General features: G+C 72.3%; 23 protein-coding genes. 6 read left to right on the top strand and 17 right to left on the bottom strand.

Annotated features, from left to right (window positions below):
• The first annotated feature begins 10 nt into the window (after positions 1–10).
• Positions 11–595, top strand: a complete 585-nt coding sequence (locus AB0B50_RS13525; RefSeq protein ID WP_362329758.1) for a helix-turn-helix domain-containing protein — start codon at positions 11–13, stop codon at positions 593–595.
• A 79-nt stretch (positions 596–674) separates the two neighbouring features.
• Complete coding sequence (locus tag AB0B50_RS13520; RefSeq protein WP_362329755.1) at positions 675–2,540, top strand: serine/threonine-protein kinase; 1,866 nt, start codon at positions 675–677, stop codon at positions 2,538–2,540.
• A gap of 290 nt (positions 2,541–2,830) precedes the next feature.
• On the opposite strand, the gene AB0B50_RS13515 is transcribed toward AB0B50_RS13520, so the two are convergent.
• Together AB0B50_RS13515 and AB0B50_RS13510 are read right to left on the bottom strand one after the other, a co-directional pair.
• Positions 2,831–4,732, bottom strand: a complete 1,902-nt coding sequence (locus AB0B50_RS13515; RefSeq protein ID WP_362329752.1) for an NAD-binding lipoprotein — start codon at positions 4,730–4,732, stop codon at positions 2,831–2,833.
• Positions 4,733–4,911: 179 nt separating this feature from the next.
• Positions 4,912–6,195: an adenylosuccinate synthase gene (locus tag AB0B50_RS13510; protein WP_362329750.1), complete on the bottom strand. Its 1,284-nt coding sequence runs from the start codon at positions 6,193–6,195 to the stop codon at positions 4,912–4,914.
• Between the two features lie 175 nt (positions 6,196–6,370).
• Here AB0B50_RS13510 and AB0B50_RS13505 point away from each other — a divergent pair, with 175 nt between their 5' ends.
• The gene (locus AB0B50_RS13505; protein WP_362329748.1) at positions 6,371–7,216 is read left to right on the top strand and encodes a diacylglycerol kinase family protein; all 846 of its coding nucleotides are present in this window, start codon (positions 6,371–6,373) and stop codon (positions 7,214–7,216) included.
• A 91-nt stretch (positions 7,217–7,307) separates the two neighbouring features.
• Here the strand turns inward: AB0B50_RS13505 and AB0B50_RS13500 are convergent, their stop codons facing one another.
• Positions 7,308–7,826, bottom strand: coding sequence for a MarR family transcriptional regulator (locus tag AB0B50_RS13500; protein ID WP_362329745.1), 519 nt, complete (start codon positions 7,824–7,826; stop codon positions 7,308–7,310).
• Between the two features lie 105 nt (positions 7,827–7,931).
• Between AB0B50_RS13500 and AB0B50_RS13495 the strand changes: the two genes are divergently transcribed.
• Positions 7,932–8,840 carry an ABC transporter ATP-binding protein gene (locus AB0B50_RS13495; protein ID WP_362329742.1) on the top strand — a complete coding sequence of 303 codons (909 nt, stop codon included), beginning with the start codon at positions 7,932–7,934 and terminating at the stop codon, positions 8,838–8,840.
• Positions 8,837–10,441 carry an ABC transporter permease gene (locus tag AB0B50_RS13490; RefSeq protein WP_362329739.1) on the top strand — a complete coding sequence of 535 codons (1,605 nt, stop codon included), beginning with the start codon at positions 8,837–8,839 and terminating at the stop codon, positions 10,439–10,441. Before AB0B50_RS13495 ends, AB0B50_RS13490 begins: the two co-directional genes overlap by 4 nt.
• A 13-nt stretch (positions 10,442–10,454) precedes the next feature.
• Here AB0B50_RS13490 and AB0B50_RS13485 read toward each other — a convergent pair whose 3' ends face one another.
• The 11 genes from AB0B50_RS13485 to AB0B50_RS13435 all read right to left on the bottom strand — a co-directional run bounded on the left by AB0B50_RS13485 (position 10,455) and on the right by AB0B50_RS13435 (position 22,475).
• Complete coding sequence (locus tag AB0B50_RS13485) at positions 10,455–11,681, bottom strand: cytochrome P450 (RefSeq protein ID WP_362329736.1); 1,227 nt, start codon at positions 11,679–11,681, stop codon at positions 10,455–10,457.
• A 117-nt stretch (positions 11,682–11,798) separates the two neighbouring features.
• Positions 11,799–12,467, bottom strand: a complete 669-nt coding sequence (locus tag AB0B50_RS13480; protein ID WP_362329733.1) for a response regulator transcription factor — start codon at positions 12,465–12,467, stop codon at positions 11,799–11,801.
• Positions 12,464–13,792: a histidine kinase gene (locus tag AB0B50_RS13475; RefSeq protein ID WP_362330406.1), complete on the bottom strand. Its 1,329-nt coding sequence runs from the start codon at positions 13,790–13,792 to the stop codon at positions 12,464–12,466. Before AB0B50_RS13475 ends, AB0B50_RS13480 begins: the two co-directional genes overlap by 4 nt.
• Positions 13,793–13,984: 192 nt before the next feature.
• Positions 13,985–14,653 (bottom strand): response regulator transcription factor, encoded by a 669-nt coding sequence (locus tag AB0B50_RS13470; RefSeq protein WP_362329730.1) that lies wholly within the window; start codon positions 14,651–14,653, stop codon positions 13,985–13,987.
• On the bottom strand, positions 14,650–16,176 hold the full coding sequence (locus AB0B50_RS13465; protein WP_362329728.1) for a sensor histidine kinase: 1,527 nt from the start codon (positions 16,174–16,176) through the stop codon (positions 14,650–14,652). The genes AB0B50_RS13470 and AB0B50_RS13465 overlap by 4 nt, the downstream gene beginning before the upstream one ends.
• A gap of 97 nt (positions 16,177–16,273) precedes the next feature.
• Positions 16,274–17,470: an acyltransferase gene (locus AB0B50_RS13460; protein ID WP_362329725.1), complete on the bottom strand. Its 1,197-nt coding sequence runs from the start codon at positions 17,468–17,470 to the stop codon at positions 16,274–16,276.
• Positions 17,463–18,416, bottom strand: a complete 954-nt coding sequence (locus AB0B50_RS13455) for an alpha/beta hydrolase (protein WP_362329722.1) — start codon at positions 18,414–18,416, stop codon at positions 17,463–17,465. Before AB0B50_RS13455 ends, AB0B50_RS13460 begins: the two co-directional genes overlap by 8 nt.
• 212 nt (positions 18,417–18,628) lie before the next feature.
• The gene (locus AB0B50_RS13450; protein WP_362329719.1) at positions 18,629–19,531 is read right to left on the bottom strand and encodes an alpha/beta hydrolase; all 903 of its coding nucleotides are present in this window, start codon (positions 19,529–19,531) and stop codon (positions 18,629–18,631) included.
• 90 nt (positions 19,532–19,621) lie between these two features.
• On the bottom strand, positions 19,622–20,863 hold the full coding sequence (gene kynU, locus AB0B50_RS13445; protein ID WP_362329716.1) for a kynureninase: 1,242 nt from the start codon (positions 20,861–20,863) through the stop codon (positions 19,622–19,624).
• Positions 20,856–21,728: a tryptophan 2,3-dioxygenase family protein gene (locus AB0B50_RS13440; protein ID WP_362329714.1), complete on the bottom strand. Its 873-nt coding sequence runs from the start codon at positions 21,726–21,728 to the stop codon at positions 20,856–20,858. The genes kynU and AB0B50_RS13440 overlap by 8 nt, the downstream gene beginning before the upstream one ends.
• Positions 21,729–21,878: 150 nt before the next feature.
• Positions 21,879–22,475 (bottom strand): CGNR zinc finger domain-containing protein, encoded by a 597-nt coding sequence (locus AB0B50_RS13435; RefSeq protein WP_362329711.1) that lies wholly within the window; start codon positions 22,473–22,475, stop codon positions 21,879–21,881.
• A 174-nt stretch (positions 22,476–22,649) separates the two neighbouring features.
• Between AB0B50_RS13435 and AB0B50_RS13430 the strand changes: the two genes are divergently transcribed.
• Positions 22,650–23,777, top strand: a complete 1,128-nt coding sequence (locus AB0B50_RS13430) for an NADH:flavin oxidoreductase (protein ID WP_362329708.1) — start codon at positions 22,650–22,652, stop codon at positions 23,775–23,777.
• A gap of 132 nt (positions 23,778–23,909) precedes the next feature.
• Here the strand turns inward: AB0B50_RS13430 and AB0B50_RS13425 are convergent, their stop codons facing one another.
• From AB0B50_RS13425 to pyrE, 3 genes are all read right to left on the bottom strand, one after another.
• A complete protein-coding gene (locus tag AB0B50_RS13425; protein WP_362329705.1) occupies positions 23,910–24,323 on the bottom strand; it encodes a DUF3151 domain-containing protein in 414 nt (137 codons plus the stop codon).
• A gap of 101 nt (positions 24,324–24,424) precedes the next feature.
• Entirely contained in the window at positions 24,425–25,447 is a 1,023-nt protein-coding gene (gene fbaA / locus AB0B50_RS13420; RefSeq protein ID WP_362329702.1) for a class II fructose-bisphosphate aldolase, read from the bottom strand.
• A 280-nt stretch (positions 25,448–25,727) separates the two neighbouring features.
• Positions 25,728–26,279: an orotate phosphoribosyltransferase gene (gene pyrE / locus AB0B50_RS13415; protein ID WP_362329699.1), complete on the bottom strand. Its 552-nt coding sequence runs from the start codon at positions 26,277–26,279 to the stop codon at positions 25,728–25,730.
• Between the last annotated feature and the right edge of the window lie 43 nt (positions 26,280–26,322).

Here is a 26,322-nt window from a genome sequence, read left to right as displayed (position 1 = left end):
GGAAAAGCCGATGACCGACGAAGAGCGCCGGGAGCACAGGGAACACCAGGAACCCAGGGACCACCAGGAACCCAGGGAACACCAGGAACACCGGGAACCCCAGGAACACCGGGAGCAGCGAGAGCAACAGGACCTGCTCAGCCGCACCGCCCTGACCGTCTTCCGCCTCAACGGCCAGTTCCTGGCAGCCTCCGAGGAGTTGACGAAGCCCGCAGGGCTCACCGCCGCCTGGTGGCAGGTGCTCGGCGCGGTGCTGCGCGAGCCGCTGCCGGTCGCGGGGATCGCCCGCGCGATGGGCATCACGCGGCAGAGCGTGCAGCGCGTGGCGGACCTCCTCGTGCGCAAGGACCTCGCCGAGTACGTGCCCAACCCGGCCCACCGCCGCGCCAAACTGCTGCGCCCCACCGCCGAAGGGCGGGCGGCCGTGGCGCGGATCGACCCAGGCCACGCGGAGCTCGCCGGATGGCTCTCGGCCGCGCTCGGCGAGGACGAGTTCAAGGAAACCGTACGGGTGTTGGAACGCCTGTCCGACGTGCTCGACACCATCACGACCCCGGATCCGGAACCCGCCGCGGAACCCGTTACGGAACCGTAGAGAGCAGCCCGTCCCACCCTGTCGTAGGGCCGCACTATCCTCACTCTGTTGCACACCAATGGGGGAGGTCGGTGCGGCGATGGAAAAGCTCGGGCCCGGTGATCCGCAGCGGATCGGCGCATATCGGCTGCTGGCGCGGCTCGGCGCCGGCGGCATGGGGCAGGTGTATCTCGCGCGGTCGGGGCGGGGCCGTACGGTCGCGGTCAAGCTGGTCCGCCAAGAGCTCGCCGAACAGGAGGAGTTCAGGAACCGCTTCCGACAGGAAGTGCGCTCCGCGCGACAGGTCGGCGGCGCGTGGACGGCGCCGGTTCTCGACGCGGACACCGAGGCGGACGTCCCGTGGGTCGCCACGGGATACGTCGCGGGACCCTCGCTGCAGACCGTCGTCTCGCACGACCACGGTCCGCTGCCCGAGCGGTCGGTGACCGTCCTCGCGGCCGGACTCGCGGGCGCGCTCAAGGACATCCACGCGGCGGGCATCGTCCACCGCGACCTCAAGCCGTCGAACGTCCTGATCACGATCGACGGCCCGCGCGTCATCGACTTCGGCATAGCCCGGGCCCTGGAGACGGTCACCGACGGCGGACTCACCCGCACCGGCGCGCTGGTCGGATCGCCCGGCTTCATGGCGCCCGAGCAGGTGCGCGGGGACCGCATCACCCCGGCGTGCGACGTGTTCTGCCTCGGCTCCGTCCTCGCCTACGCCGCGTCGGGAGCTCTGCCCTTCGGCACGGCCAACAGCGGCGTGCACGCGCTGATGTTCCGCATCGCGCAGGAGGAGCCCGACCTGGAGGGCATCCCCGAGAGCCTCGCCGAGCTGATCTCCGTGTGCCTGCGCAAGGACCCGGCGGCCCGGCCCTCCCTCGACGAGGTCCTGGAGCGTACGGGCGCCGCGGACGCCCTCGGCGAAGGACGTGCCCTGGACCCGTGGCTGCCGGGCGCACTGGTGGCCCAACTGGGGCGGCATGCCGTGCAGTTGCTGGACGCGGAGGACCCGGACGAGACGGGCCCGGCCTCGGTGCCGGACGCGTCCTCGGAGACCGAGGCCCCAAAGGCCACTCCCCCGGTGACTCCCCCGGCAGCGGCCGCTCCCGAGGGCGACGGCGAAGCCACGCCCCCGCCCCCCGGCAAGCCCGGCGCCGCGCCCGTCAACCACCTGCCCACCATGGTGTCCGGCCAGGCCCCGCCGCCCACGCCGCCGCCCGGCGCCCCTTCGTACGGCTATCCGCAGCAGCACCCGCAGCCCGCCGCCTACGGCTACCCGCACCAGCCCCAACAGCAACCCCAACAACCCCAGCAGCCGGGCTACGGCTCGACGCCCCCGTACGGCCCCGGTCTCTACGCCCCCGCCGCCGCGCCCGAACCACCGCGCCGCAGCGGGCGTTCGACCGCGGCCCTGATCGTCGTGGCGTTGATAGTGGCCATCGGAGCGGGCGGCACGGTCTACGCCGTCATGAACGGCGAGGGCACCGACAAGAAGCAGGGCGACGACGCCAAGAACTCCGCGAGCAGCGCCCCCGAGACCCCGGGCAGCGGCTCGCCGTCGCCCGAACCGTCCAGCCAGGACGCGACCACCCCGGACGCCGCCGACGACACGATCCCGGACAAGTACCTGGGCACCTGGTCGGGCGGCCTCGACACCGACACGGGCCACAGCACCCGCGAACTCACGCTGCAGCAGGGCGAGGTGGGCGACACGGTCCTCTCGGTGACGGCGGAAGGACCGACCGACGGCGGCGGCACCTACCGCTGCGTCTTCCAGGGCAAGCTGGTCTCCGCCTCCGAGGACCGGCTGCGCATCGGCCCGACCGAGGTCACCGTCGGCGAACCCATGTCGTCCTGCACGCCGGGCGAGCCGAGCGTCATCACGATCCTCGGCAACGGCAAGCTGCGGCGCGCGAACACGGACGGCAGCGGCGAGTTGACGTACACCAAGGGCAGTTGAGCAAAGCCAGGTGACCTGAGTCAGGTGACCTGAGCCGGTTGCCCGAAGCCAGTCGACTGAACCGGCGGCGAACAACAGCCGACGGAACGGGGAAGCGGGCCCCGGGCGGCCCCGCGCCGCCAACCGTCACCGCCCATGGACCACGCCCGACGACAAGCCACCGCTCCTGTCCCGCCCCGCCCCGCCCAGCTCCTGACGGTCCTGCTCACGCTCTCCGTCGTGACGCTCGCCTCGATCATCGTGCTGCGGAACGACGATCCGCCGCCGATCGAAACCCGGGGTGAGAGCACTTACTCCACGGCCAGCACGATCACGCTGTCGCCCGCGCCGAGGCTCAGCCGCTCCCGCTTGCCCGGGTTGAGCCGTACTCCGAAGGCGGGTTCGAGCGCGGCCTCCTCGCCCAGTCGGTAGCCGATCGCGCACTGCCCCTGGCGGCGGGCCGACTCGACCACGGTGGCGTACGAGACCTCGTGGCCCGGCGCGACGTAGTCGCAGGCGGGCCGGAGGTAGATCTCGCTGCCCTCGGGGTCCCCCAACTCCCGGAAGAGTCCCGCCAGTTCGTGGTTCTCGGCGATCTGCGTCATCAGCAGGCTGACGATCTTGCCGCTGACGATGAAGTCGGTGCCCTCGCTGAGCGGGGCGAGCGCGCGGTTGCGGTCGTCGGACATCTCGGTGACGACGGGCAGATGCCGGTTCAGGGCGCGCCCCAGGGCGCGCAGATGCAGCAGCGTGACGAGGGTGCCGACGTCGGACGCGGCGCCGATCCGGCCCTCCTCGTCCTCGTAGCCGAGCACGACGACACTCGCGTACGAGCCGATGTCGAGCTCCGAGAGCACCTCGGGCCGGTCGGTGGCGCCGCACCGGAAGCCGGTCTTGAGGCGGTCGGGCGGCGTGAGGGCGGCGGCCTCGTCCACGACGCGCTCGCCGTGCGCGACGATGTCGAGGACCGAGCCCGGGGCGACGTACCCGTCGAGCTGCTCGATGATCAGCGGGGCGCGGCGGTTCCAGCCGAGCAGCAGGATCCGCTCGGGGACGGCCTCGCGCGGGACGGGCACGACGACGGCGGCCTCGTCCACCTCCGGCGGCCGGCCGGTGTCCAGCACCACGGCGTCGTCGTCGGCGGCCACGGCGACGATCCGGTCGTCCGCGCCGATCGTGGTGGCGGACGGCGGATTGACGGCGACCGTGCCGTCCGGGCGCACCAGGCCGACCACCGACGACGTGTCGTACGCGAGCAGTGCGTCGCCGAAGGTGCGGCCGACCAGGGCGGGCGGGGCGGGGACGGTGTAGAACTCGTCGCCCGTGAAGTCCAGGAGCTGCTGGTAGACGAGGGAGAGTCCGGGCTGGCGCGAGGTCTGCACGATGAGGCGGGCCGTGACGTCGTCGATGTTGAGCACGCAGCCGTCGTCACCGGCGGCGAGGCAGGCGGCCGCGTGGTGCCTGCCGTCGCGCACGGCGGCGACGAGATGGGCGTCGCCGCGCCGCCCGCCCCCGCTGTTGACGGCGAGCAGGGTCTTGATGACCTGGGAGTCGGCGTCCTCGTCGCCGGGTGAGACGACGAGGATGGAGCGGGCCGTGTGCAGCCCCACGCGCCCGATGACCGCCGGATCGCTGGTGTCCCCGGTCCGGCAGATCACCCGCGTCGTCCCGGTGTCGGGGACCTGGGTGTGGATCTCGCCCTCCATGGCGACCTTGTCCCGGTCGGCGAGGATGGCGACGGCGGCCCTGCGCTGGTTGGCGTTGGCCTCGACGAGTTCGCTGACGATGGGGAAGACCTGGTCCGACCAGCCGAGGACGACGGTGTGCCGCTCCTCGATCACCTGGGAGCGCCCGAGCCGCAGCGACATGATCTTTCTGTTCACGCCTGCCGTGATGAGGCCGACGAGGGTGGACGCGAAGAACAGGGCGACCAGGGCGAGCAGCACGGAGAGGGCGACGTAGGCGGGCGTCCCGATCGCGCCGCCGCCGATCTTGAAGGTGGTGCCGATGCTCTTCCAGATGGCGACGGCCTGGTTGGAGAGGGTCGTCGGGGTGTTCTTGTCCGCCCAGACGAGGGCCGCGCTCGCGGGCACGACGATGACGAGACACACGAGGGTGAGCCAGCCGATGAGCGCGGGGGTGCCGCGCGCCATGGTCTTGTCGAACCAGTAGCGCTGCCGCTGTCTGAGGGTCGGCTTGCGGACCTCGGTCATACAACGCCTCCCCTCACGGTCGGTGAGCACTGGGCACGGACGGTGACTTTCCATGATCGTCCAATGCGGGGGCGGGGTTCGCAACGTGGGTGGCCCCGTGGGGGGGGGGCCGACCGACCGGCAGCGCGAAGGGGCACCCCGGCGGTGCCGGAGTGCCCCTTCGTCGTCTGCGGGAACCGCTAGATGAACGAGTTGATCTCGATCGTCTCGGTACGGCCCGGACCCACGCCGATCGCGGAGATCGGGGCGCCGGACATCTCCTCCAGGGCCTTCACGTAGCCCTGCGCGTTCTTCGGCAGGTCGGAGAAGGTCTGGGCCTTGGTGATGTCCTCGGACCAGCCGGGCAGCATTTCGTAGATCGGCTTGGCGTGGTGGAAGTCGGTCTGGTTGTACGGGAGTTCCTCGACGCGCTTGCCGTCGATCTCGTACGCGACACAGACCGGGATCTGCTCCCAGCCGGTGAGGACGTCGAGCTTGGTGAGGAAGAAGTCCGTCAGGCCGTTCACGCGGGTCGCGTAGCGGGCGATCGGGGCGTCGAACCAGCCGCAGCGACGGTCACGGCCGGTGGTCACACCGCGCTCGCCGCCGATGGTGCGCAGCGCCTCGCCGTCGTCGTCGAACAGCTCCGTCGGGAACGGGCCCGCGCCGACGCGGGTCGTGTACGCCTTGAGGATGCCGATGACGCGGCTGATCTTCGTCGGGCCCACGCCGGTGCCGGTGCAGGCGCCGCCGGCGGTCGGGTTGGACGAGGTGACGAAGGGGTACGTGCCGTGGTCCACGTCCAGGAGCGTGCCCTGGCCGCCCTCGAACAGGACGACCTTGTCGTCGTCGAGCGCGTTGTTCAGGATCAGCGTGGTGTCGGCGACGTACTGCTTGATGTTCTCGCCGTGCTCCAGGAGCTGCTCGACGATCTGCTCGGCCTCGATGGCGCGGCGGTTGAACACCTTCGTCAGGAGCTGGTTCTTCTGCTCCAGAGCCGCTTCGACCTTCTGCTGCAGGATCGACTCGTCGTAGAGGTCCTGCACGCGGATGCCGGTGCGGTTGATCTTGTCGGCGTAGGTCGGTCCGATGCCGCGGCCGGTCGTGCCGATCTTCCGCTTGCCGAGGAAGCGCTCGCCGACCTTGTCCACCGTCACGTTGTACGGCGTGATGATGTGCGCGTTGCCGCTGATCAGCAGCTTGGACGTGTCGACGCCGCGCTCGTTCAGACCGCTCAGCTCGGAGAGCAGGACCGACGGGTCGACGACGACTCCGTTGCCGATGACAGGCACACAGTCCGGGGAGAGAATCCCGGAAGGGAGGAGATGCAGCGCGTACTTCTGGTCGCCTACGACAACCGTGTGGCCGGCGTTGTTGCCGCCCTGGTAGCGCACCACATAGTCCACCGAGCCACCGAGCAGGTCGGTGGCCTTTCCCTTGCCTTCGTCACCCCACTGAGCACCGAGCAGCACAAGTGCGGGCACAGGCGTACACCCCTTCCGGGCGGGGCATGTCCAAGGTCAGGGGCCGTAGCCGCCGTATGGGTGTGCCTTGGATGCTGCCCCGGAATAGACGAAGCCCCTGGCGCAATAGCGCAAGGGGCTCTTGCACAAAGATGCTACCCGAGGTCTCAAAGAACAGCTAAAGAAAGGGCGCACGTTGTCGGCTCGCGACCAGCTCCTAGTCGTCATCGACCCGGTCGCCCGGCGCGCGGACGGTGAGTCGGTACGGATCGCGAAGGACGTGCTCGGCGCGGGTGCGGCGGTCCGCATCTGCCTGCCCGAGGGGCCGGAGGACTTCACGAGAGCGCTGGCCAGGAGGGGTGCGCGGCGGCTCGTGGTGGTCGGCGACGACCGTGCGCTGCTGCGGGCGGTGGGCGCGCTGCACCGCGAGCGCGACCTCGGCGGCAGCGCGCTCTCGGTCGTCCCCGTGGGCGGGGCCCAGTCGCTCGCGCGGGCGCTCGGGGTTCCCTCCGGGGCGGTCGCGGCGGCGCGGGCGGTCCTTGAGGGCGCCGAGCGGCGGCTCGATCTGCTGGTGGACGACAGCGACGGGGTGGTCCTCGGCGATCTGCGGATTCCGCCGGTGCCGGGCGGCGACGCGGGCGTCGAGGCGTCCGCTGCCGGTGGCGGTGACGGCCACGCCTGGCTCCGCACCTGCCAGTCCTTCGTCCGCACCCTCGCCACGCGGCCCTCGCGGGTGGCCGCGGCGCCGGGGCCCGCGCCCGCGCGGCTGCGGGTGGAGGCGGACGGGGTCACGCTGGTCGACCTGGACCAGCCGGTGCAGGGGGTACGGGTGACCGCCGGGGACGGGGGCGGCCTGGCACAGGTGGAGGTCCGGCCGACCTCGGTGGGGGCGGAGGCGGCGCCGCTGCGGGTGCGGGCGCGGACGGTGACGGTATCCGGCGCGGACTTCCGCTACCGCGCGGACGCGGTGGTCGGGGGCCCGGTCCGCACCCGGACCTGGACGGTCCGGCCGCGGGCGTGGGGGCTCACGCTGCCGCGCTGAGCGTGCGACCCGGCTTCGCCGCCGTCACGTCACGCCGTGGCCGTCAGGTCACGCCACCTCGCGGCCATCAGGTCACGCCACCTCGCGGCCGTCAGGTCACGTCCTTGCCGAACAGCTCTTCTCTGCGCACTCGCCAGCGGTCCATCATTCCGGCCAGTTCGATCTCGACGAACTCGAAGAACGCCAGGGTCTCCGAGAGGCGGCGGCCCGCCGGGGAGTCCGCGCCGAGGTTGGCCACGCCGTCCCGCAGCGCGTTCTCCCAGCGCTTGAGGACGCCGTCGCGGTTGCCGAGCGCCTCGTACCACTGGTTGCTGTGCACCCGGAAGAGGTCGCGCCGCGTCCCAGGCTCCCGCTCGCGCGCGACCATGTGCTGCTGGGTCAGATAACGCACCGCCCCGGACACCGCGGCCGGGCTGACCCGCAGCTGTTCGCCCAGTTCCGCCGAGGTGAGCGCGCCGGAGTCGGAGGCGAGGAGAGCCGCGAAGATCCGGGACGGCATCCGTGGCATGCCCGCCTCGACGAGCTGCGAGGCGAAATGTTCCACGAAGCGGGAGACGGCCTCCCCGTCGCGCCCTGCCCCGGCTTCCTGCGCCGTCTCGTCCGTAGTCATCTCCCGATCATCTCCCCTGCCCTCTCCCCCGCTCACCCCGGTACCCGCGAGTTTATACGCTTCCTTAACTTCACAAATTTGTGAAAGAAGCGTACGTTCTGAAACATGACGAAGGCAATCACCGTCTCCGGACTGCACAAGTCGTTCGGCAAGACGCACGCGCTGGACGGCCTCGACCTGGACGTCGAGACCGGTGAGGTGCACGGCTTCCTCGGCCCGAACGGCGCCGGGAAGTCCACCACCATCCGGGTCCTCCTCGGCCTGCTCCGCGCCGACGCCGGCGCGGCCCAGCTGCTCGGCAAGGACCCGTGGCACGACGCCGTCGAGCTGCACCGCCGCATCGCGTACGTGCCGGGCGACGTCACCCTGTGGCGCAACCTCTCCGGAGGCGAAGTCATCGACCTCTACGGGAAGTTGCGCGGAGGCCTCGACAAGGCACGCCGCGCCGACCTCGTCGAGCGGTTCGAGCTCGACCCCACCAAGAAGGGGCGTACGTACTCCAAGGGCAACCGGCAGAAGGTCGCCCTCGTCGCCGCCTTCGCCTCGGACGTCGACCTGCTGATCCTCGACGAACCGACCTCCGGGCTCGACCCGTTGATGGAGGAGGTCTTCCAGAGCTGCGTCGAGGAGGAGCGGGACCGCGGCCGGACCGTGCTGCTCTCCTCCCACATCCTCAGCGAGGTCGAGACGCTGTGCGACCGCGTCAGCATCATCAGGAAGGGCGCGACCGTCGAGAGCGGCTCGCTGGCCGACCTGCGCCATCTGACGCGGACCAGCGTCACCGCCGAACTCGCGGGCGCGCCCAACGGGTTGTCCGGCCTGCCGGGCGTCCACGACCTCGACGTACAAGGCCACCGCGTCAAGCTCCAGGTCGACACCGACAAGCTGGACGCCGTCCTCAAGTCGCTGACCGAGTCCGGCGTCCGGTCACTGACCAGCACCCCGCCCACCCTGGAGGAGCTGTTCCTGCGGCACTACCAGGACGACGTGCGTGAGGCGGCGATGGCCCGATGACCGCCGTCGCCTTCACCTCGCGCGGGGGCGGCGCGCGTCAACTCGCCGGTGCGGGACAGCTGTTGCGGCTCGCCCTGCGGCGCGACCGGGTCATGATGCCCGTCTGGATCCTGATCGTCTCCGGCATCGTCCTCGCCATGCCCGGCTCCCTCGAAGGCATCTACGGCACGGCCGCCGAGCGCGCCGACGCCATGGAGTCGATGAACTCCAACTCCTCGATGCGCGCCATGTACGGGCCTGTCTTCGGGGACTCCATCGGCGGCCTGACCGCCTGGCGCGTCGGCTGCTACGCGGGCGTGCTCGCCGCCGTCATGAGCCTCGTCATCGTCGTACGGCACACCCGTGAGGAGGAGGAGACCGGGCGCCAGGAGATGCTCTCCGCCTCCATGGTGGGGCGGCGGGCGCCGCTCACCGCCGCGCTGTCCGCCGCGTTCGTCGCCAACGCGGCGGCCGGTCTGCTGATCGCCCTCGGCATGGCCGGGCAGGGCGCGGGCGGTGCGCTCGCGCTGGGGCTCGGCGTCGCGGGCGTCGGCATGCTGTTCGCCACCATGGCCGCCATCGCCGCGCAGCTCACCGAGAGCGCGCGGCTCGCCAAGGGGATCACCGGCGGGGTGCTCGGAGCGGCGTTCGTGCTGCGGGCCGCCGGGGACGCGGGGACGGCCGGGGGTTCGTCCGCGCTGACCTGGATCTCGCCGCTCGGCTGGCAGGAGAATCTGCGGGCCTACGCGGGTGAGCGGTGGTGGGTGCTGCTCCTGCTCGCCGCGGCGATCGTGGCGCAGGGCTTCGTCGCGTACGAACTGGCGGGGCGGCGCGACGTCGGCATGAGCTTCCTGCCCACCCGGCCCGGACCCGCGCGCGGCGGGCTCGCCACGGCGGGCGCCCTCGCCTGGCGGCTGCAGCGGGGCAGCGTGCTCGGCTGGGCGGCCGGATTCCTGCTCGCCGGGATCGTGTTCGGCGGGATGGCGTCCGGCGCGGCCGACATCGTCGGCGACAACCAGAACACCCGCGACATCATCGAGCGGATGGGCGGCAAGTCCGGCCTGACCGACGCCTTCCTCGCCACGATCGCCGGCCTGTTCGGCATGATGGCCGCGCTCTACATCGTGACGTCCGTGCTACGGCTGCACGGCGAGGAGACCTCGCAGCGCGCCGAGCCGGTCCTCGCGGGCGCGGTCGGGCGGCTGCGCTGGGCGGCCGGACACCTCGCCATCGCGTTCGGCGGTGCGGTGCTGCTCCTCGCGGTCGCGGGGGTCGGCATGGCCGTCGGGCACGGCGAGGACGCGGGCGCCGTGGTGGGCGCGTGCCTCGCGCAGCTGCCGGCGGTGTGGGCGCTCGGCGGGCTCGCGGTCCTGCTCGCCTGCGCGTACCCGAAGGGGGCCGTGGCGTCCTGGGCCGTGGTCGGGATCTGCCTGGCGATCGGCTGGATCGGCCCGGCGCTCGATCTGCCCCAGGCGGTCATGGACCTCTCTCCCTTCGGCCACCTCCCGAAGCTGCCGGGTGCCGAGATGTCCTGGGCCCCGCTGCTCGTGCTCACGCTGATCGCCGCGGCCCTGGTGGGCGCGGGCCTTGCGGGGCTGCGCCGCCGGGACATGATCAGCTGAGGGTCGCTCACACTCACACCTCGACGAGCAGCTCCTTCAGGCCCCGGATGACGAAGTTGGGCCTGCGCTCGGGCTCCGCGGCGAGACTCAGCCGCGGGGCCCTGCGCAGCAACGCGCCCAGGGAAGCGGCGAGTTCGATGCGGGCCAGCGGGGCGCCGATGCAGTAGTGGATGCCCGCGCTGAAGGAGATGTGCGGGTTGTCGCGGCGGGCGAGGTCCAGCTCGGCGGGGCGCGCGAAGACCGCCGGGTCGTGGTTGGCGGAGCCGAAGAGCAGCGCCACCTCGGAGCCGCGCGGGATCGTCGTCCCGCCGACCTCGATGTCGTCCAGGACCCAGCGCTCGAAGAGCTGGAGCGGGGTGTCGTAGCGCATCAGCTCCTCCACGGCCGTGGGGATCAGGCCCGCGGGATCGGCGCGCAGGGCCGCCAGTTGGGCGGGGTTGCGGAACAGCGCGTACCAGCCGTTGACCGTGGCGTTCACCGTCGCCTCGTGGCCCGCGTTCAGGAGCAGGACGCAGGTCGAGATCATCTCCTGCTCGCTGAGCGACTCGCCGTCCTCGTACGCCGCGATCAGTCCCGAGATCAGGTCGTCTGCGGGCTTCTCGCGGCGGGCCGCGATCAACTCCCTGAGATACGAGGAGAATGCGAGCGAGGCGCGGACCGCGGCCGCGGCCGTCTCCTCGGACGGGTTCAGCTCGTACATCCCGCAGATCGCCGCCGACCAGGGGCGCAGCAGGCCCCGGTCGCTCTCCGGGATGCCCAGCATCTCGGCGATCACCGCCACCGGCAGCGGTTCGGCGACGCGGGCGGCGAGGTCGCCGCCGCCGTCCGCCACCAGCTCGCGCGCGAGGCCGTCCGCCAACTCCTCGACGTACGGGCGCAGTCGCTCGACCGTGCGCGGCGTGAACGCCTTCGACACCAGGCGGCGGATGCGGGGGTGGGTGGGCGGCTCCAGGTCGAGCATGCCGTTGTCGTTGAGGACGTGGAACGGCTCGTGCTCGGGCGGCGGGGCCTGCCGCCCGAACTCCTCGTGGGTGAAGCGGTGCAGATAGGTGCGGCCGAGGCGGCGGTCGCGCAGCAGGGCCGAGACGTCCGCGTGGTGGGGGATCAGCCACTGGTTGCTGGGCGGGTAGTAGTGGGCACGGCCCGCCGCGCGAAGCCGCGCGTACGCGGGGCAGGGGTCTGCGAGGAACTCCGGGGAGGTGGGGGCGAAGGCCGCGGGGGCCTCGAAGGCTGCGTCCATGGCGCGACGCTAAGCGCTCGCCGGGGATTGCGGAATACGGCTGCGGGTTCGTTGTGGCTGGTCGCGCCCACGCGGCGGAGCCGCATACCGGATGCAGCCCCGCTCCCCTTCGGGACGCTAGCCCGGCGTCACAAGCCTCGCCTCGTACGCGAAGACCGCCGCCTGCGTGCGGTCCCGCAGGCCCAGCTTCACCAGGACCCGGCTGACGTGCGTCTTGATCGTGGACTCGGCGACCACGAGCCGGGAGGCGATCTCCGCGTTCGACAGGCCCTGCGCGATCAGCACGAGCACCTCCGTCTCGCGCTCGGTGAGCTCGCCGTACTGCTGTGCCTGGACGGCCGCCGAGAGCCGCGGCGTCTCCGCGAGCCGGGAGAACTCCGTGATCAGGCGGCGCGTCACCGTCGGCGCGAGCAGCGCCTCGCCGGAGGCCACCACCCTCACTCCGTCGGCCAGTTGGCGTGCGGAGGCGTCCTTGAGGAGGAAGCCCGAGGCTCCCGCACGCAGCGCCTGGTAGACGTACTCGTCGAGGTCGAAGGTGGTCAGGACGAGCACCTTCGAGTCCCCGTCGGACGCCACGATCTCGCGGGTCGCCTCGATGCCGTTCAGCTCGGGCATGCGGATGTCCATCAGGACCACGTCGGGGGCGAGTTCGCGGACCCGCTGGACCGCCTCGCGGCCGTTGACGGCCTCTCCGACGACCTCGATGTCGGGCATCGCGCCCAGCAGCACGGAGAACCCTTCGCGGACCATCATCTGGTCGTCCGCGATCAGGACGCGGATCGTCATGCGCCGTCCTCCCCCGCCGGGTCGATGCGGTCCGCGTGCGGGACCGGCAGGAACACCGTGACCTCGTAGCCGCCCTCGGCCGTGGCCTCCGCCGTCATCTCGCCGTCCAGCATCGTGACGCGCTCGCGCATGCCGGTGATGCCGTGGCCCGCCCCCTCCAAAAGGGGCGGGCGGAGCCCTCGTTGAGGGGTGGTGGTTGGGTGACGGGAGGGCGGCTTGACCAGGCCGGTCGCCGGGCCGTTCACGATGCGCAGGCCGAGGCCGCCGAGTACGTAGCCGACCTCGACGCGGGCCGGGGCGCCGGGCGCGTGCCGCAGGCTGTTGCTGAGCGCTTCCTGCACGATGCGGTACGCGGAGAGCTCCACGCCCTGCGGCAGCTCCCGCACCGCTCCGGTGACCACCTTGTCGACGGTCAGCCCCGCCTCGCGGACGTTGTCCAGGAGCCGGTCGAGGTCGGCGAGGGTGGGCTGCGGGGCGTCGGGCGCCTCGTAGTCCTCTGCCCGCACGACGCCGAGGACACGGCGCAGCTCGGTCAGCGCGGACACCGCGTTCTCGCGGATCGTCACGAACGCCTGCTCCAGCTCGGGCGGCGGGTTCTCCACGCGGTAGGGCGCGGCCTCCGCCTGGATGGCGACCACCGACATGTGGTGGGCGACGACGTCGTGCAGCTCGCGGGCGATGTTCGTGCGCTCCTCGAGGAGCGTGCGCTTGTCGCGCTCGATGGCGGTGACGGTGCGCTGCACGGTGACCTCGCGCTGCGCCTCGCGGCGTACGTGCACGACGGTGGTGACCAGGAGGGCAAGCGCGGTGATGAACAGCATCTGCGGGGCGTTCGTACCCGGGCCGCTGAAGAGCACCTGTGCGGCCACCGAGAACGCCCCCGTGCCGACCCACATCCACAGAGCGGTGCCCGGTCCCGTCCTGGCCGCCGCCACGACCATCACCACGATGTGCGCGAAGAAGGCGGCGGGCGCCCACGGCCAGCCGTCCGACATGGTGCCGAGCACGCCGGTGACCGGAGTGGAGAGCAGCGAGATCCAGAAGGCGCCGACCGGCCTGGCCAGCGTCATCAGGACGGCGACCGCAGGGATGAAGCCGGTCATGACGTACATGACGTTGTTGCCGAGGCCGCCCACGCTCATGGCGACGAGCAGGGTGAGCAGGGCGGCGGACACCACCAGGGCGTGGCGGCTCCAGACCGCGTAGTGGCGTATCCGCTCGGGCAGACGGCTGGTCAGCGGGCCGAGCGTCTCCCTGGGCGGCAGGGGGCGGTAGTCGAAGGCGTCGTGGAAAAGCGCCTGCCGCATGCCCCCGAAGACATCCATCACGAGGTGGTACTCGGGGCTTTTGCGGCCCCGGGCGTTGAGCTGCTCAGTCGTATCGGTCACGTCTACGAAGGTACGGGGGCGCCGGCGGTGCGGTCGTCCGTAGCGAGGGGGGTTCTGGGGGGTCCGTCGCAGGTACTACTCGTGTGCGGCTGGGCGCGCAGTTCCCCGCGCCCCTTCGGGTGCGGGGGTTCAAGCCCCCGAAGGCCTCACCACCCCCGACTCGTACGCGAACACCGCCGCCTGCGTGCGGTCGCGCAGGCCCAGTTTCACCAGGATGCGGCCCACGTGCGTCTTCACGGTCTGCTCGGCGACCACGAGACACTCCGCTATCTCCGCGTTCGACAAGCCCTGTGCGATCAGCGCGAGGACCTCCGTCTCGCGCTCGGTGAGCTCGCCGACCCGGGACTTGAGCGGGCCGCGCGGGCCTCCGCCGTCCATGCGCGCGAACTCGGCGATGAGCCGACGCGTGATGCCGGGCGCGAGCAGCGCGTCGCCCGCGGCCACCACCCGCACCGCCTCGGCGAGCTGGTCCGCCGAGGCGTCCTTGAGGAGGAACCCGGAGGCGCCCGCGCGCAGCGCCTCGTACACGTACTCGTCGAGGTCGAAGGTGGTCAGGACCAGGACCCGCACCTCGGGCCGCTCGGCGGTGACGCGACGGGTGGCCTCGATGCCGCTCAGCTCGGGCATGCGGATGTCCATCAGGACCACGTCGGGCGTGAGCTCGGCGACCTGGGCGACCGCGTCCTCGCCGTCGACCGCCTGGCCGACGACCTCGATGTCAGGCTCCGCGTTCAGCAGGACCGAGAAGCCCTGGCGGACCATGACTTGGTCGTCGGCGATCAGAACCCGGATCGTCATGGCGTGCTCTCCCCGTTGGTCGGTGGCTGGTTCGTCGGAGGCTGGTTCGTCGGTGGCTGGTTCGTCGGAGGCTGGTTCGTCGGCAGGAAGGCGGACACCTCATAGCCGCCGTCCGGTGTGGGCCCGGTGGCGAGGTCGCCGCCGAGCATGGCTGTGCGCTCGCGCATGCCGAGCAGGCCGTGGCCCGCGCCCGGTGAGGGCGGGGCCTTGATGTGTGTGCCCGTGTTGGTGACGCGGACGCGCAGCCCGGAGCGCGTGTGCGCGAGGTCGATCCGCACCGTCGAGCCCGGCGCGTGCCGGATGGCGTTGCTGAGCGCCTCCTGCACGATGCGGTACGCCGACAGGTCCACGCCCGGCGGCAGCGGGCGCACCTCCCCCGCCGTCTCGCAGCGGACGGTCAGGCCGGCCGCGCGCGCGTTGTCGACGAGGCCGCCGAGGCGCTCCAGGGTGGGCAGCGGGGAGCGCGGCGCGGCCTCGGGGTCCTCGGGATTCTCCGAGCGCAGGACGCCGAGGACGCGGCGCAGTTCGGCGAGCGCCTCCAGGGCGTTCTCCCGGATACCCGCGAGATTCTCCTTGAGCTCCTCGGGCGGGTCCTTCACCAGGTGCGGGGCGACCTGCGCCTGGATGGAGATCACGGACATGTGATGGGCGACCACGTCGTGCAGCTCGCGGGCGATGCGGCTGCGCTCTTCGAGCAGCGTGCGACGGGCCCGCTCCTCGGCGGTCAGCGTCTCCTGCTCGACGAGCCGGGTGCGGGCCTCGCGGCGCCCGCGCAGGGCGATGCCGATCAGGGTGAGGGTGCCGAAGAGGAAGACCGCCACGGGCATCGTGTTGTCGTACGAGTCCGGGGCGCGCCAGCCGTGGAGCAGCGGGAGCAGTCCGGCGCTGAGCACGAAGGCGGCCACCGCGCCCGTGGCCGGCAGGCGCAGCGCGAGCAGCAGCGTGATCACGGCGTGCGCGACGAGTCCTGGCCCGGCCCAGGGCCAGGACTCGGGCGAGCCCTGGGGCCAGGCCTCGGGCGGACCCTCCGCGATGATCCGCCCCGCCGAGCAGAGCGCCGCCACGACCGTCGACACCAGGGACAGCCACCAGGCGGGGGCCGGCCGCCACAGCGCGAGGACCAAGGCCACGCTCTGCCCGATGGCGAGCGGCACGCCGAGTCCGAAGCCGAGGCCGTAGCGCTGCGGGAACTGGTCGAGGTTGCCGAAGAACGTCGCGATGCCGAGCAGCACGACCACGAGGTGCGGCAGCCAGCGCAGCAGCCGCGGCTTCGCGAGCGGCGGCAGCGGCATGGCCCGCCAGGTCACCAGGTCGTCGCGGACCGCCCTCAGTCCGGACAGCACGAAGGAACCGAAGCCCTTCTCACCGACGCGCCCGAAGCCCTTCTCACCGACGCGCCCGAAGCCCTTCCCGCCACCGCGCCCGAAGCCCTTGCCGCCACCCCGCCCGGAACCCTCGTCACCGCCACGCCCCAAGCCCTTGCCGCCACCCCGCCCGGAACCCTCGTCACCGCCACGCCCCAAGCCCTTCTCACCACCGCGCCCGAAGCCCCTTCCGCCACCACACCCGAAACCCCCGCCACCGCCACGCCCGCGGCCCGCACCGTCCACAAGATCATTCCTAGGCACGCCGCACCGCCTTCGCCTTCGCGCCCCCGCGCCCCGCCGCCCCCACCACCAGGGACCCTCCCCGGCTCTTTCCCCGCCCCCCTTGCTCGTACGTCCCAAAGGCCGCCCAGCACACCGCGAGCCCCAGCGCGAACACCGGCAGCCAGGCGATGCGGGCGAGCACCCAGCCGAGGCCGTCCGGCACCGTGTGCAGTCCGGGCAGCCGAGATCCGGCGAGCAGGCCGAGCGCGGTGACCGCCATCAGTGCCGTCTGGTGCCAGAGGAAGACCGTCATCGCGGAGAGGTTCGCGAGGGCGACGGCCGTCCACGCCGCAGGCCTGCGCATCCACCGGGAAAGGGGGTCCCGCAGCAGCAGCGCCAGGCCGCACTGGGCGAGGCCGAACGCGACGGCCGCCAGGGTGGGCGGGTTGAGGTTCGACACCGCCTCGCCGGGGACGCCGACCATCGAGGCGGGATAGCCGGCCCACAGGATCAGCCCGGCGGTGGCCGCCGCACCGCCGACCAGCAGCACCGCTCCGGAGCGCCGCGTCAGCTCGCCCCGCGCCCAGGCAGCGCCCAGCGTGTACGGCACGAGCCAGCCCGCCGCGAGGTTGACCCAGCCGAGCCAGGCGGGGCCGCCGAAGCCGAACCGTATGAGGTCCACGTGGAGAACGACCGCCAGCGGCCACAGCGGGTTGAGCCGCCGCACCAGCGGGGTGGCCGCGGTGAGGGCGGCGAAGACCAGCAGGAACCACAGCGGGGACAGCGCCAGTTTGACCAGCGCGTGGACGGTTGCCGGGTCCGCGCCCGAGACGACCAGGCCCGCGGCGACGGCGGCCCACAGGCCGAGCACGGCGGCGACCGGCCGGAAGAGACGGCCGAGCCTGGCCGCCAGCCACGCGCCGTAGCCGATGCCGCGCTCGCGCGCCGATGCGTGGCTCTTCGCCGCCACGTGCCCGCCCACCAGGAAGAAGACGGCCAGCGTCTGGAAGACCCAGGAGATGGGCGCGAGCCACGGCATGTGCTGCAGCGGGCTCGCCCCGCGCAGCGCGCCGCCCTGCGACACCAGGGCGGTGACGAGCCAGTGCCCGCCCACCACGCCGAGGATCGCGAAGGCCCGCAGGGCGTCGACGGCGCGGTCCCTGTCGGGCGGAGTGGCGGCGTCGACGCGCCTGACGAGCGCGGACAGGTGACGCTGGCGCTCACGCATGAGTGACCTCCGGTTCGTCGCCGCGCACGATCCGTGCGAGGTTGTCGAGCGATGCGGAACCCGGCTTCAGGTAGTCGCTGTGGCCGCCCTCGCCCGCCGCGAAGAGGCGGGCGCCGAAGCCGCGGGAGACCGGGTCGGTGCCGAAGCCGACGGTCGTGCCGAAGAGGTCGGCGCTGGTGTGCGGCACGTCGGCGATCCAGTCGTCGGCGCCGCGGCCCGCCCAGATCCGGGCCGGGGTGTTCAGGTCGGCGGCCTTGTCGACGCCCGTTCCGGGGCTGCCGTAGAACGCGATGTCGGCGACGGCCAGGCCACGCGGCCCCGAGGCGGCACTGGCGCACACCACCGAGCCGTACGAATGGCAGAGCAGGGACACGCGCGCGTGGGCGTTGACGCCGCGCAGGTCGGCCACGAAGGAGCGCAGCGCGGGCGCCGCCTGGTCCGCCCGGCCCGTGGTCAGCACGGCGGGGCTGACCGTGCCCGGCGTCTCATAGCCGAGCCAGGCCACGACGGCCGCGCGCGGGCCCAGTTCGTCCCGCAGCGCGAGGGCGCCCGAGCGGAGTCTGCCGTACGAGTCGAGGGAGGTGTCCGAACCCGGCACCAGGACGGCGACGCTCTCCGCGGCCGCCAGGTCGCCGAACACCTCGGCGGTGCGGCCCGCGCCCCGCCCGTCGAAGGCGAGGAACCGCCGGTCGGGCGAGGCCATGGCGCGCAGTGCGGCGGCGCGGTCCCCCGCGCCGTACCGCTCGGCCATGGTGGCCGCCTCGCGGGCGTTCGCACGGTTCGCCGCGTAGGCGTCGGTCAGGGTCGATGCCGTGACATGGCCGAGGGAAGCGGGGGCGGGGGCCGGGATCTCGGGGCGCGCGGCGGCCGACAGCGGCAGCACCACAGCGGCGGCGACGCCCGTCGCCAACAGAGTGCGGCGCAGCCGCCCGGCCCGGATCCTCATCGCGGCCTTCCCTTCCGTCTCTTCGCGGGCCGGCGCTCCGACTCGCGTCCACGGAAGGAAAGTTATGGATCAGGCTCTGTCGCTCACATCACACTGGGGTATACAGCTGACCGGTAGCTCTCAGGTATTACGGGTAGCCCTGGGGTGCCTCCCCCAGGGGCTCATCACCACCCACGGTCGTACTCAGAACTCCGGCTGCGCGACGGCCGTACTCAGAACGCCAGCTGCGCGATCTCCTCGGCGACCACCGCGCACGCGTCCGCCGCCGGGTCGATCAGCGGGAAGTGCCCCACGTCCTCGAGCAGCGTGAGGCCGACCACTTCTCCCGCCTTCGCCGCGGCGTCCGCGTACGCCTCGGCCACCTCGTGCGGTACGACGATGTCGGTACGGCCCTGCACCACGGTCGTGGCGATGCCCGTCGGCAGCAGCGCGGCCGGATCGGCGTACGGCAGGCGCTCGTCGAACCGGTCCGCGCCGCCCAGGAGTTGCGCCGACGCCCCGCCGCAGACCTCCATCTCCTCGGCGACACGGAAGTCCGCGATCGGCGCGAGCGCCACCACGCCGCGCAGCGGGGCCGGGCGGTCGGTGCGCCAGGGCGCGTCGGCGGGCAGCACGTGCCGCGCGGCCGCCCACAGCGCGAGATGGCCGCCCGCGGAGTGCCCGGTGACGACGGTGCGGCGCGGGTCGGCCGACGGCAGCGCCTCCCGTACCAGCGCGGGCAGCGCGTCGAACGCGGCGGCCACGTCGTCGAAGGTCTCCGGCCAGCGCCCGGCCACGGGCCCCGCGCCGCCCTGCGCGGGAATCGAACTGCCCCTGCGGTACTCGACGTTGGCCACCGCGAAGCCCCGGCGCGCGAGGAAGTCCGCGAACGGTGTGATGTGCTGCCGGTCGTACGGCGCGCGCCAGGCGCCGCCGTGCAGCACGACGACGAGGGGCGCGGGTCCCGGCTCGTCACCCCGGGAGGCGTAGAACTCGTCACCCCTGGGGGCGTAGAAGTCGACGACCTGGTCGGGGTGTTCGCCGTACGCGGCGGTGGCGTCCGGCTTCACGGCGGGATGCGAGAAGGCGGCGTCGGCCTCGGCGGCATCGCGGGCCACGGCGGCGTCGTCCGGCATGCGGCAACCTCTCAACAGCAGTACGTCAGGCGGGGATGCCCCCGCTCTTCCGTGGTGCGGAAAAGCGGGAGCAAGATCCGCCGGACGGTATCAGGCCAGCGTGCGTGCGAGGACACGGGCCGCACGCTCGGCGTCGGCGAAGGAAACGTACAGCGGTGTGAATCCGAAGCGCAGCACGTCCGGCGCGCGGAAGTCGCCGACCACGCCCTGCTCGACGAGCCGCTTCATCACCTCGCCCGCACCGTCGCAGCGCAGCGCGACCTGGCTGCCGCGCTCGGCGTGCGCGGCCGGGGTCAGCGACTCCACCCGCCCCTCGGGTACGTACGTCTCGACGCACCGCAGGAAGAAGTCCGTCAGGGCAAGGGACTTGGCGCGCACCGTGTCGACACGGACGCCGTCCCAGACGTCGAGCGCCGCTTCCAGGGCGAGCATCGACAGGATGTCCGGGGTGCCGACGCGACCGCGCAGCGCGCCGTCCGCCGCCTCGAACTCCGGCCGCATGCCGAAGGGTTCGGCGTGCGAGTTCCAGCCGGGCAGCGGGGAGTCGAAGCGGTCCTGCAGTCCTTCGCGTACGTAGATGTAGGCGGGCGAACCCGGGCCGCCGTTGAGGTACTTGTAGGTGCAGCCCACCGCGAGGTCCACGCCGTGCGCGTCCAGGCCGACCGGCAGGGCGCCCGCCGTGTGGCACAGGTCCCAGACGGCGAGGGCGCCCGCCGCCTTGATCGTCGCCGTCAGGCCCGGCAGGTCGTGCAGGCGTCCGGTGCGGTAGTCGGCGTGGTTGAGGAGCACGGCGGCGGTGCGCGCGCCGACGACACCGGGTACGTCGGCGGGGGCCACCGGGATCAGACGGCAGCCGGTCAGGCGGGCCGCCGACTGCGCGATGTACCCGTCCGTGGGGAAGGTCGTGGCGTCAACGACGATCTCGTCGCGCCCCTCGTCCGAGTGTCCGGGGTCCGCGGGGTTCCCGCCGCGCGCCATCCGTACCGCAGCGACCAGCGCCTTGAAGACGTTCACGCTGGTCGAGTCGCCGACCACGATCTGCCCGGGGGCCGCGCCGACCAGCGGGGCGATGCGGTCGCCGATGCGCTCGGGCGCGGTCCACCAGCCGCTCTCGTCCCAGGAGCGGATGCGGAGCTTGCCCCACTCGTGGGTCATCACCTCGGCGAGCCGCGCAGGTACGTGCGCGGGCAGGGCGCCCAGGGAGTTGCCGTCCAGATAGACGGTGTCGTCGAGGGCGAACTCCTTGCGCTTGGCGGCCAGTTCGTCCTTGGCGTCCAGGGAATCGGCCTCGGCCCGCAGATCGGACGCGGCTCCTCGCAGTCCGTCAGACATGGCTCCTCGCAGTCCACAGCTCGGGGAACACGTTCTTCGTCGCGCGCTTCTCCAGCCAGGCCACGCCGGCGGAGCCGCCCGTGCCCGTCTTGGAGCCCATGGCGCGCCGGGTGGCGACCAGGTGGTCGTTGCGCCAGCGCCAGACCAGCTCGCCGACGTCCGTCAACGTCTCGCCGAGGCGGGCAAGTTCGCTGCTCTCGTCGCCGGAGTAGAGCTCCGTCCAGACGGCCTCGACCTCGGGCGAAGGCTCGTACTTCTTGGCGAGGTCGCGCTCAAGGACGGCGGCCGGGACCGCGTATCCGCGCCGGGCGAGGAGGCGCAGCACCTCGTCGTACAGGCTCGGCTCCTGCAGGGCCTTCTCCAGCTCCGCATGGACGCGCGGGGCGCCGCGGTGCGGGACCAGCATGGACGCGGACTTCTCACCGAGCAGGAACTCCATGCGGCGGTACATCGCCGACTGGAAGCCGGAGCCCTCGCCGAGCGCGCCCCGGTAGGAGTTGAACTGGGCGGGCGTGAGCTGGGCGAGCGGGCGCCAGGAGGCGTTCAGGGCCTCCAGCTCGCGCAGGCTGCGCTTGAGCGCGGCCACCGCCACGGGGATGTCGTCACGGCGCAGGGCGTGCGCGGCGGTCTCCCACTCGTGGACGATCACCGTGAACCACAGCTCCATGACCTGGGTGGTGACCAGGAAGACCATCTCGCCGGGGTCGTCCGAGCGGGGGTGCTGGAGGTGGGTGAGGACGTCCGCCTGGACGTAGTCCTCGTAGGGGGTGGTGCCGGCGAAGTCCAGGTTGGGGCTCTCGGCCTGCTGCGACTCGGTGGACACCTCGCGCGCGTCGGTGGACGCCTCATGCGCTTGTGGGGACATCGCTGTCTCCTCGATACGTACTCCGGGTAGCGGTCCGCCCCTACCGGTACCGGCACGGGGGCCCCGGTCCCCACCGGAATCTTCTGCAACTTTGCCCGAAACGGCAAGGCATGACCGCCCCAGAACAGTGACTAAAGCCGGACAGTGCTGTCAGGCTTTGGCCCGGCGGCGCTCCCTGCAGGCGCGCAGGTGGGCGGCGTTCCCGCAGCCGCGCACGGAGTGCCAGACGCCGCTGTTGTTGCGGGAGCGGTCGTAGAAGGCGACGGCGCAGGTGCCGTTGCGGCAGATCTTCAAGCGGCGCCAGACCCCGGAGGCCTGGGCGAGCAGGCCCTCGGCGAGGACCGCGGAGGCCAGCCAGCGCGCGCCCGCGCCCTCCGGCTCCACGGCCAGGCAGCCGTCGCCGCCGAGCGAGACCACGACGGGAGCCGAGGTGAAACGCACCGCGTCACCACCCCCGTCGTCCGCGGCGAGCGCCCGCCGCAGCTGGTCACGGAGGCAGCGCAGCTTGGGCAGGTCATCCGCCGTCAGGACAAGGCGTACGTCGCCGCGCCCCGTCTCGCCCGCCCAGCCGCGCACGGCCGCGTCGGCCCACTCCTGGGCACGGTCGAGCGCCCCGTCGGCCAGCAGGTCGGGCAGGTCGGCGGAGGCGGAGTGGTCGGCGGGCGCGGTGTTCAGGAGGTCCTGGACGAGGGCGAGGCCGCCGGGCGCGGGGGTCAGACGGTGGCGCTCGGTCGCTGGCCAGTTCATGCCGTTCAAGGTACCCGCTCGGGACCCGCCCTTTAAGCGACATCACCAAAAGTCGTACAGTGCTGTCAGCAACGTACGGCAATGCACGGCGATGCACGGCAATGCACGGCGATGTGCGCGCTGAAGGCACCGCCGGATGCCCCCGCGAGAAGCACCGAGAGCTCAGGAGAGCGCATGGAAGCCACGGAAACGACGACGTCACGAGCCGCGGGGATCCTCGGCCGCCCCTTCGACATCAACGGCCTCACCCTGCGCAACCGCATCGCCATGGCCCCCATGACCCGTGAGTTCTCCCCGAACGGCGTGCCGGGCGCTGACGTCGCGGAGTACTACGCACGCCGTGCCGCGGGCGGCGTCGGCCTCGTCGTCACCGAGGGCACGTACGTCGACCACGCGTCGGCCGGCAGCAGCCACCGCGTCCCGCACTTCCACGGCGACGCGGCGCTCGCGGGCTGGCAGAAGGTCGCCGAGGCCGTGCACGCGGCGGGCGGCCGCATCGTCCCGCAGCTGTGGCACGTGGGCGCGACCCGCAACGAGGGCGACGGCCCCTTCACCGACGCGCCCCCGGCAGGGCCCTCCGGCCTCGACCTGGACGGCTCGGCGAAGGGCCACGCGCTCACGTCCGCCGACGTCGACGAGGTCATCGCGGCCTTCGCCCGCGCCGCGGCCGACGCCGAGCGGATCGGCTTCGACGGCGTCGAACTGCACGGCGCGCACGGCTACTTGATCGACCAGTTCTTCTGGGGCCGCACCAACCGCCGCACCGACGGCTACGGCGGCGACCTCGCGTCCCGCACCCGCTTCGCCAGGGAGATCGTCGAGGCGGTGCGCGGGGCGGTCTCGCCGGACTTCCCCGTGATCTTCCGCCTCTCGCAGTGGAAGGCGAACGCATTCGACGCGAAGCTGGCCGAGTCCCCCGCCGAACTCGACGCCCTGCTCGCGCCGTTGGCGACCGCGGGCGTCGACGCCTTCCACGCGTCCACGCGGCGCTACTGGCTGCCGGAGTTCGACGGCGACGACCTGAACCTCGCGGGCTGGGTCAAGAAGCTCACCGGCAAGGCCACGCTGTCCGTCGGCTCGGTCGGCCTCGACAAGGAGTTCGTGGGCCCGCAGGGCTTCGCCAAGGAGACGGTGTCGACGGGCATCGACCTGCTCCTCGACCGCATGGAGCGGGACGAGTTCGACGTGATCGCGGTGGGCCGTTCCCTGATCGCGGACCCGGAGTGGGCGAACAAGGCGATGACGGACCGCCTCGCGGAGGCGGCGCCGTACCACGCCGGGCTGCTGCGCGAGCTGAGCTGACGCGGGCCTGCGGGGTGGATATTTCAAGCCCGTCCGGCGATTGAGGACAAGCCCGAAGGGCGATGGGGGTCCGGGGCGCAGCCCCGTGGCGGGGGCCTCGGGGTGACAGCACCCCGATGCCCCCGCGCAACGTCAGCCCAGCGTCTCCGCCGCCGTCTGCGACGAGTCCCGCAGGAAGCCCGCGCAGCGCTCGTACTCCTCCTGCTCGCCGATCGCCTGCGCCGCCCGCGCAAGCGCATGCAGCGCCCGCAGGAAGCCGCGGTTGGGCTCGTGCTCCCACGGCACCGGGCCGTGGCCCTTCCAGCCGCTGCGGCGCAGGGCGTCCAGGCCGCGGTGGTAGCCGGTACGGGCGTACGCGTACGACTCGACGACGCGGCCGCCCTCGTACGCCTCGTCGGCGAGGCGGGCCCAGGCTAGCGAGGAGGTCGGGTACTTGGCGGCGACATCGGCGGCAGCCGTGCCGTTCGCGAGCAGCTCGCGCGGCTCCGGGTCGTCGGGCAGGTGGGTCGGGGGCGGTCCCCCGAGCAGATCCTTGTGAATGGCCATGGGTTCCAGTCTGCTCCATACGCGTACGGGCCCGGCACCCAGGGAAGGGGTGCCGGGCCCGTACGGGAGCCGTGCCGCCGAGCGGCGGCGAACCGTGGCGGTTACTTCAGCTTCGTGCCCGTGGAGCGCAGCGCGGCGCAGGCCTCGGAGACGCGCCCGGCCATGCCGGCCTCGGCCAGCTTGCCCCAGGTGCGCGGGTCGTACGTCTTCTTCGAACCGACCTCGCCGTCGACCTTCAGGACGCCGTCGTAGTTCTTGAACATGTGGTCGGCGACCGGACGCGTGAAGGCGTACTGGGTGTCGGTGTCGAGGTTCATCTTCACGACGCCGTTCTCCAGCGCGGTGGCGATCTCCTCGGCGGTGGAGCCGGAGCCGCCGTGGAACACGAAGTCGAAGGGGGACGTCTTGCCGTACTTGGCGCCGACACCCTCCTGGAGGTCCTTGAGGAGCTCGGGGCGCAGGACGACGTTGCCCGGCTTGTAGACGCCGTGGACGTTGCCGAAGGACGCGGCCAGGAGGTAGCGGCCCTTCTCGCCGAGGCCCAGGGCCTCGGCGGTGCGCAGCGCGTCGTCGACGGTGGTGTACAGCTCGTCGTTGATCTCGTGGCTGACGCCGTCCTCCTCGCCGCCGGTCGGGGTGATCTCGACCTCAAGGATGATCTTGGCGGCGCGGGCCTTCTCCAGGAGCTCCTGGCCGATGGCCAGGTTGTCCGCGAGGGTCTCGGCGGAGCCGTCCCACATGTGGGACTGGAACAGCGGGTTCCGACCGGCCTTGACGCGCTCGGCGGAGACGTCGAGCAGCGGGCGGACGTAGCCGTCGAGCTTGTCCTTGGGGCAGTGGTCCGTGTGCAGCGCGACCGTGATGTCGTACTTCGCGGCGACGATGTGCGCGAACTCGGCGAGGGCGACGGCGCCGGTCACCATGTCCTTGTTGTGCTGGCCGCCCAGGAACTCCGCGCCACCGGTGGAGATCTGGATGATGCCGTCGCTCTCGGCCTCAGCGAAGCCGCGCAGGGCGGCGTGCAGGGTCTGCGAGGAGGTGACGTTGATCGCCGGGTAGGCGAACTTGCCTGCCTTCGCCCGGTCGAGCATCTCGGCGTAGACCTCGGGGGTTGCGATGGGCATGTGTCCGCTCCTTGTGATGTGCGGGTGTGTGCTGGGCCCTGACCTATGGGGGCGACGTCATCGTCGCCCCCATCTTTCCAGACTTGCCGGACAGCTCCAGCCGGAGTGCGGCCGGATCTGCGGGGACCTAGGTCCTCAGAGGACCGGGTCCTCAGGAGCTCAGGTCCTCTGAGGACCGGGCCCTCAGGAGCTCAGGAGCTCAGGTCCTCTGAGGACCGGGCCCTCAGGAGCTCAGGTCCTCAGGTCCTCAGGAACTCAGGTCCTCAGAGGACCTGAGGCCTCAGTCGGCGAGCCCGAGGTCGTCCTTGGAGTACGCGAAGAGGTACGGCACGCCCGCGCCCTCGGTGATCTTCTCGCCCGCGCCGGTCGCACGGTCCACGATCGTGGCGACGGCGACGACCTCGGCGCCCGCCTCGCGGACGGCCTCGACGGCGGTCAGCGGCGAGCCGCCGGTGGTGGAGGTGTCCTCGACGACCAGGACGCGGCGGCCCTTGATGTCCGGGCCCTCGACGCGGCGCTGCATGCCGTGCGCCTTGGCGGCCTTGCGGACGACGAAGGCGTCGAGGCGCTTGCCGCGCGCGGCGGAGGCGTGCAGCATCGCGCCCGCGACGGGGTCGGCGCCCATGGTCAGACCGCCCACGGCGTCGAAGTCGAGGTCCTTGGTCAGGTCGAGCAGGACCTGGCCGACCAGCGGGGCGGCCTCGCCGTCGAGGGTGATCCGGCGGAGGTCGATGTAGTAGTCGGCCTCCAGGCCGGAGGAGAGCGTCACCTTGCCGTGCACGACGGCCTTGTCCTTGATCTGCTGCAGCAGCTCGCCGCGTACGTCAGTCATGCCTAAGAGCTTAAAGCCGCCGCACGGGGCCCTCGCCCGCCCC

It is taken from the genome of Streptomyces sp. NPDC041068, assembly GCF_040647455.1.
In the GTDB taxonomy this organism is placed as follows: Bacteria; Actinomycetota; Actinomycetes; order Streptomycetales; family Streptomycetaceae; genus Streptomyces.
Note: the sequence above shows the minus strand (reverse complement) of the source record. Positions and strands in the feature narration are given on the sequence as shown.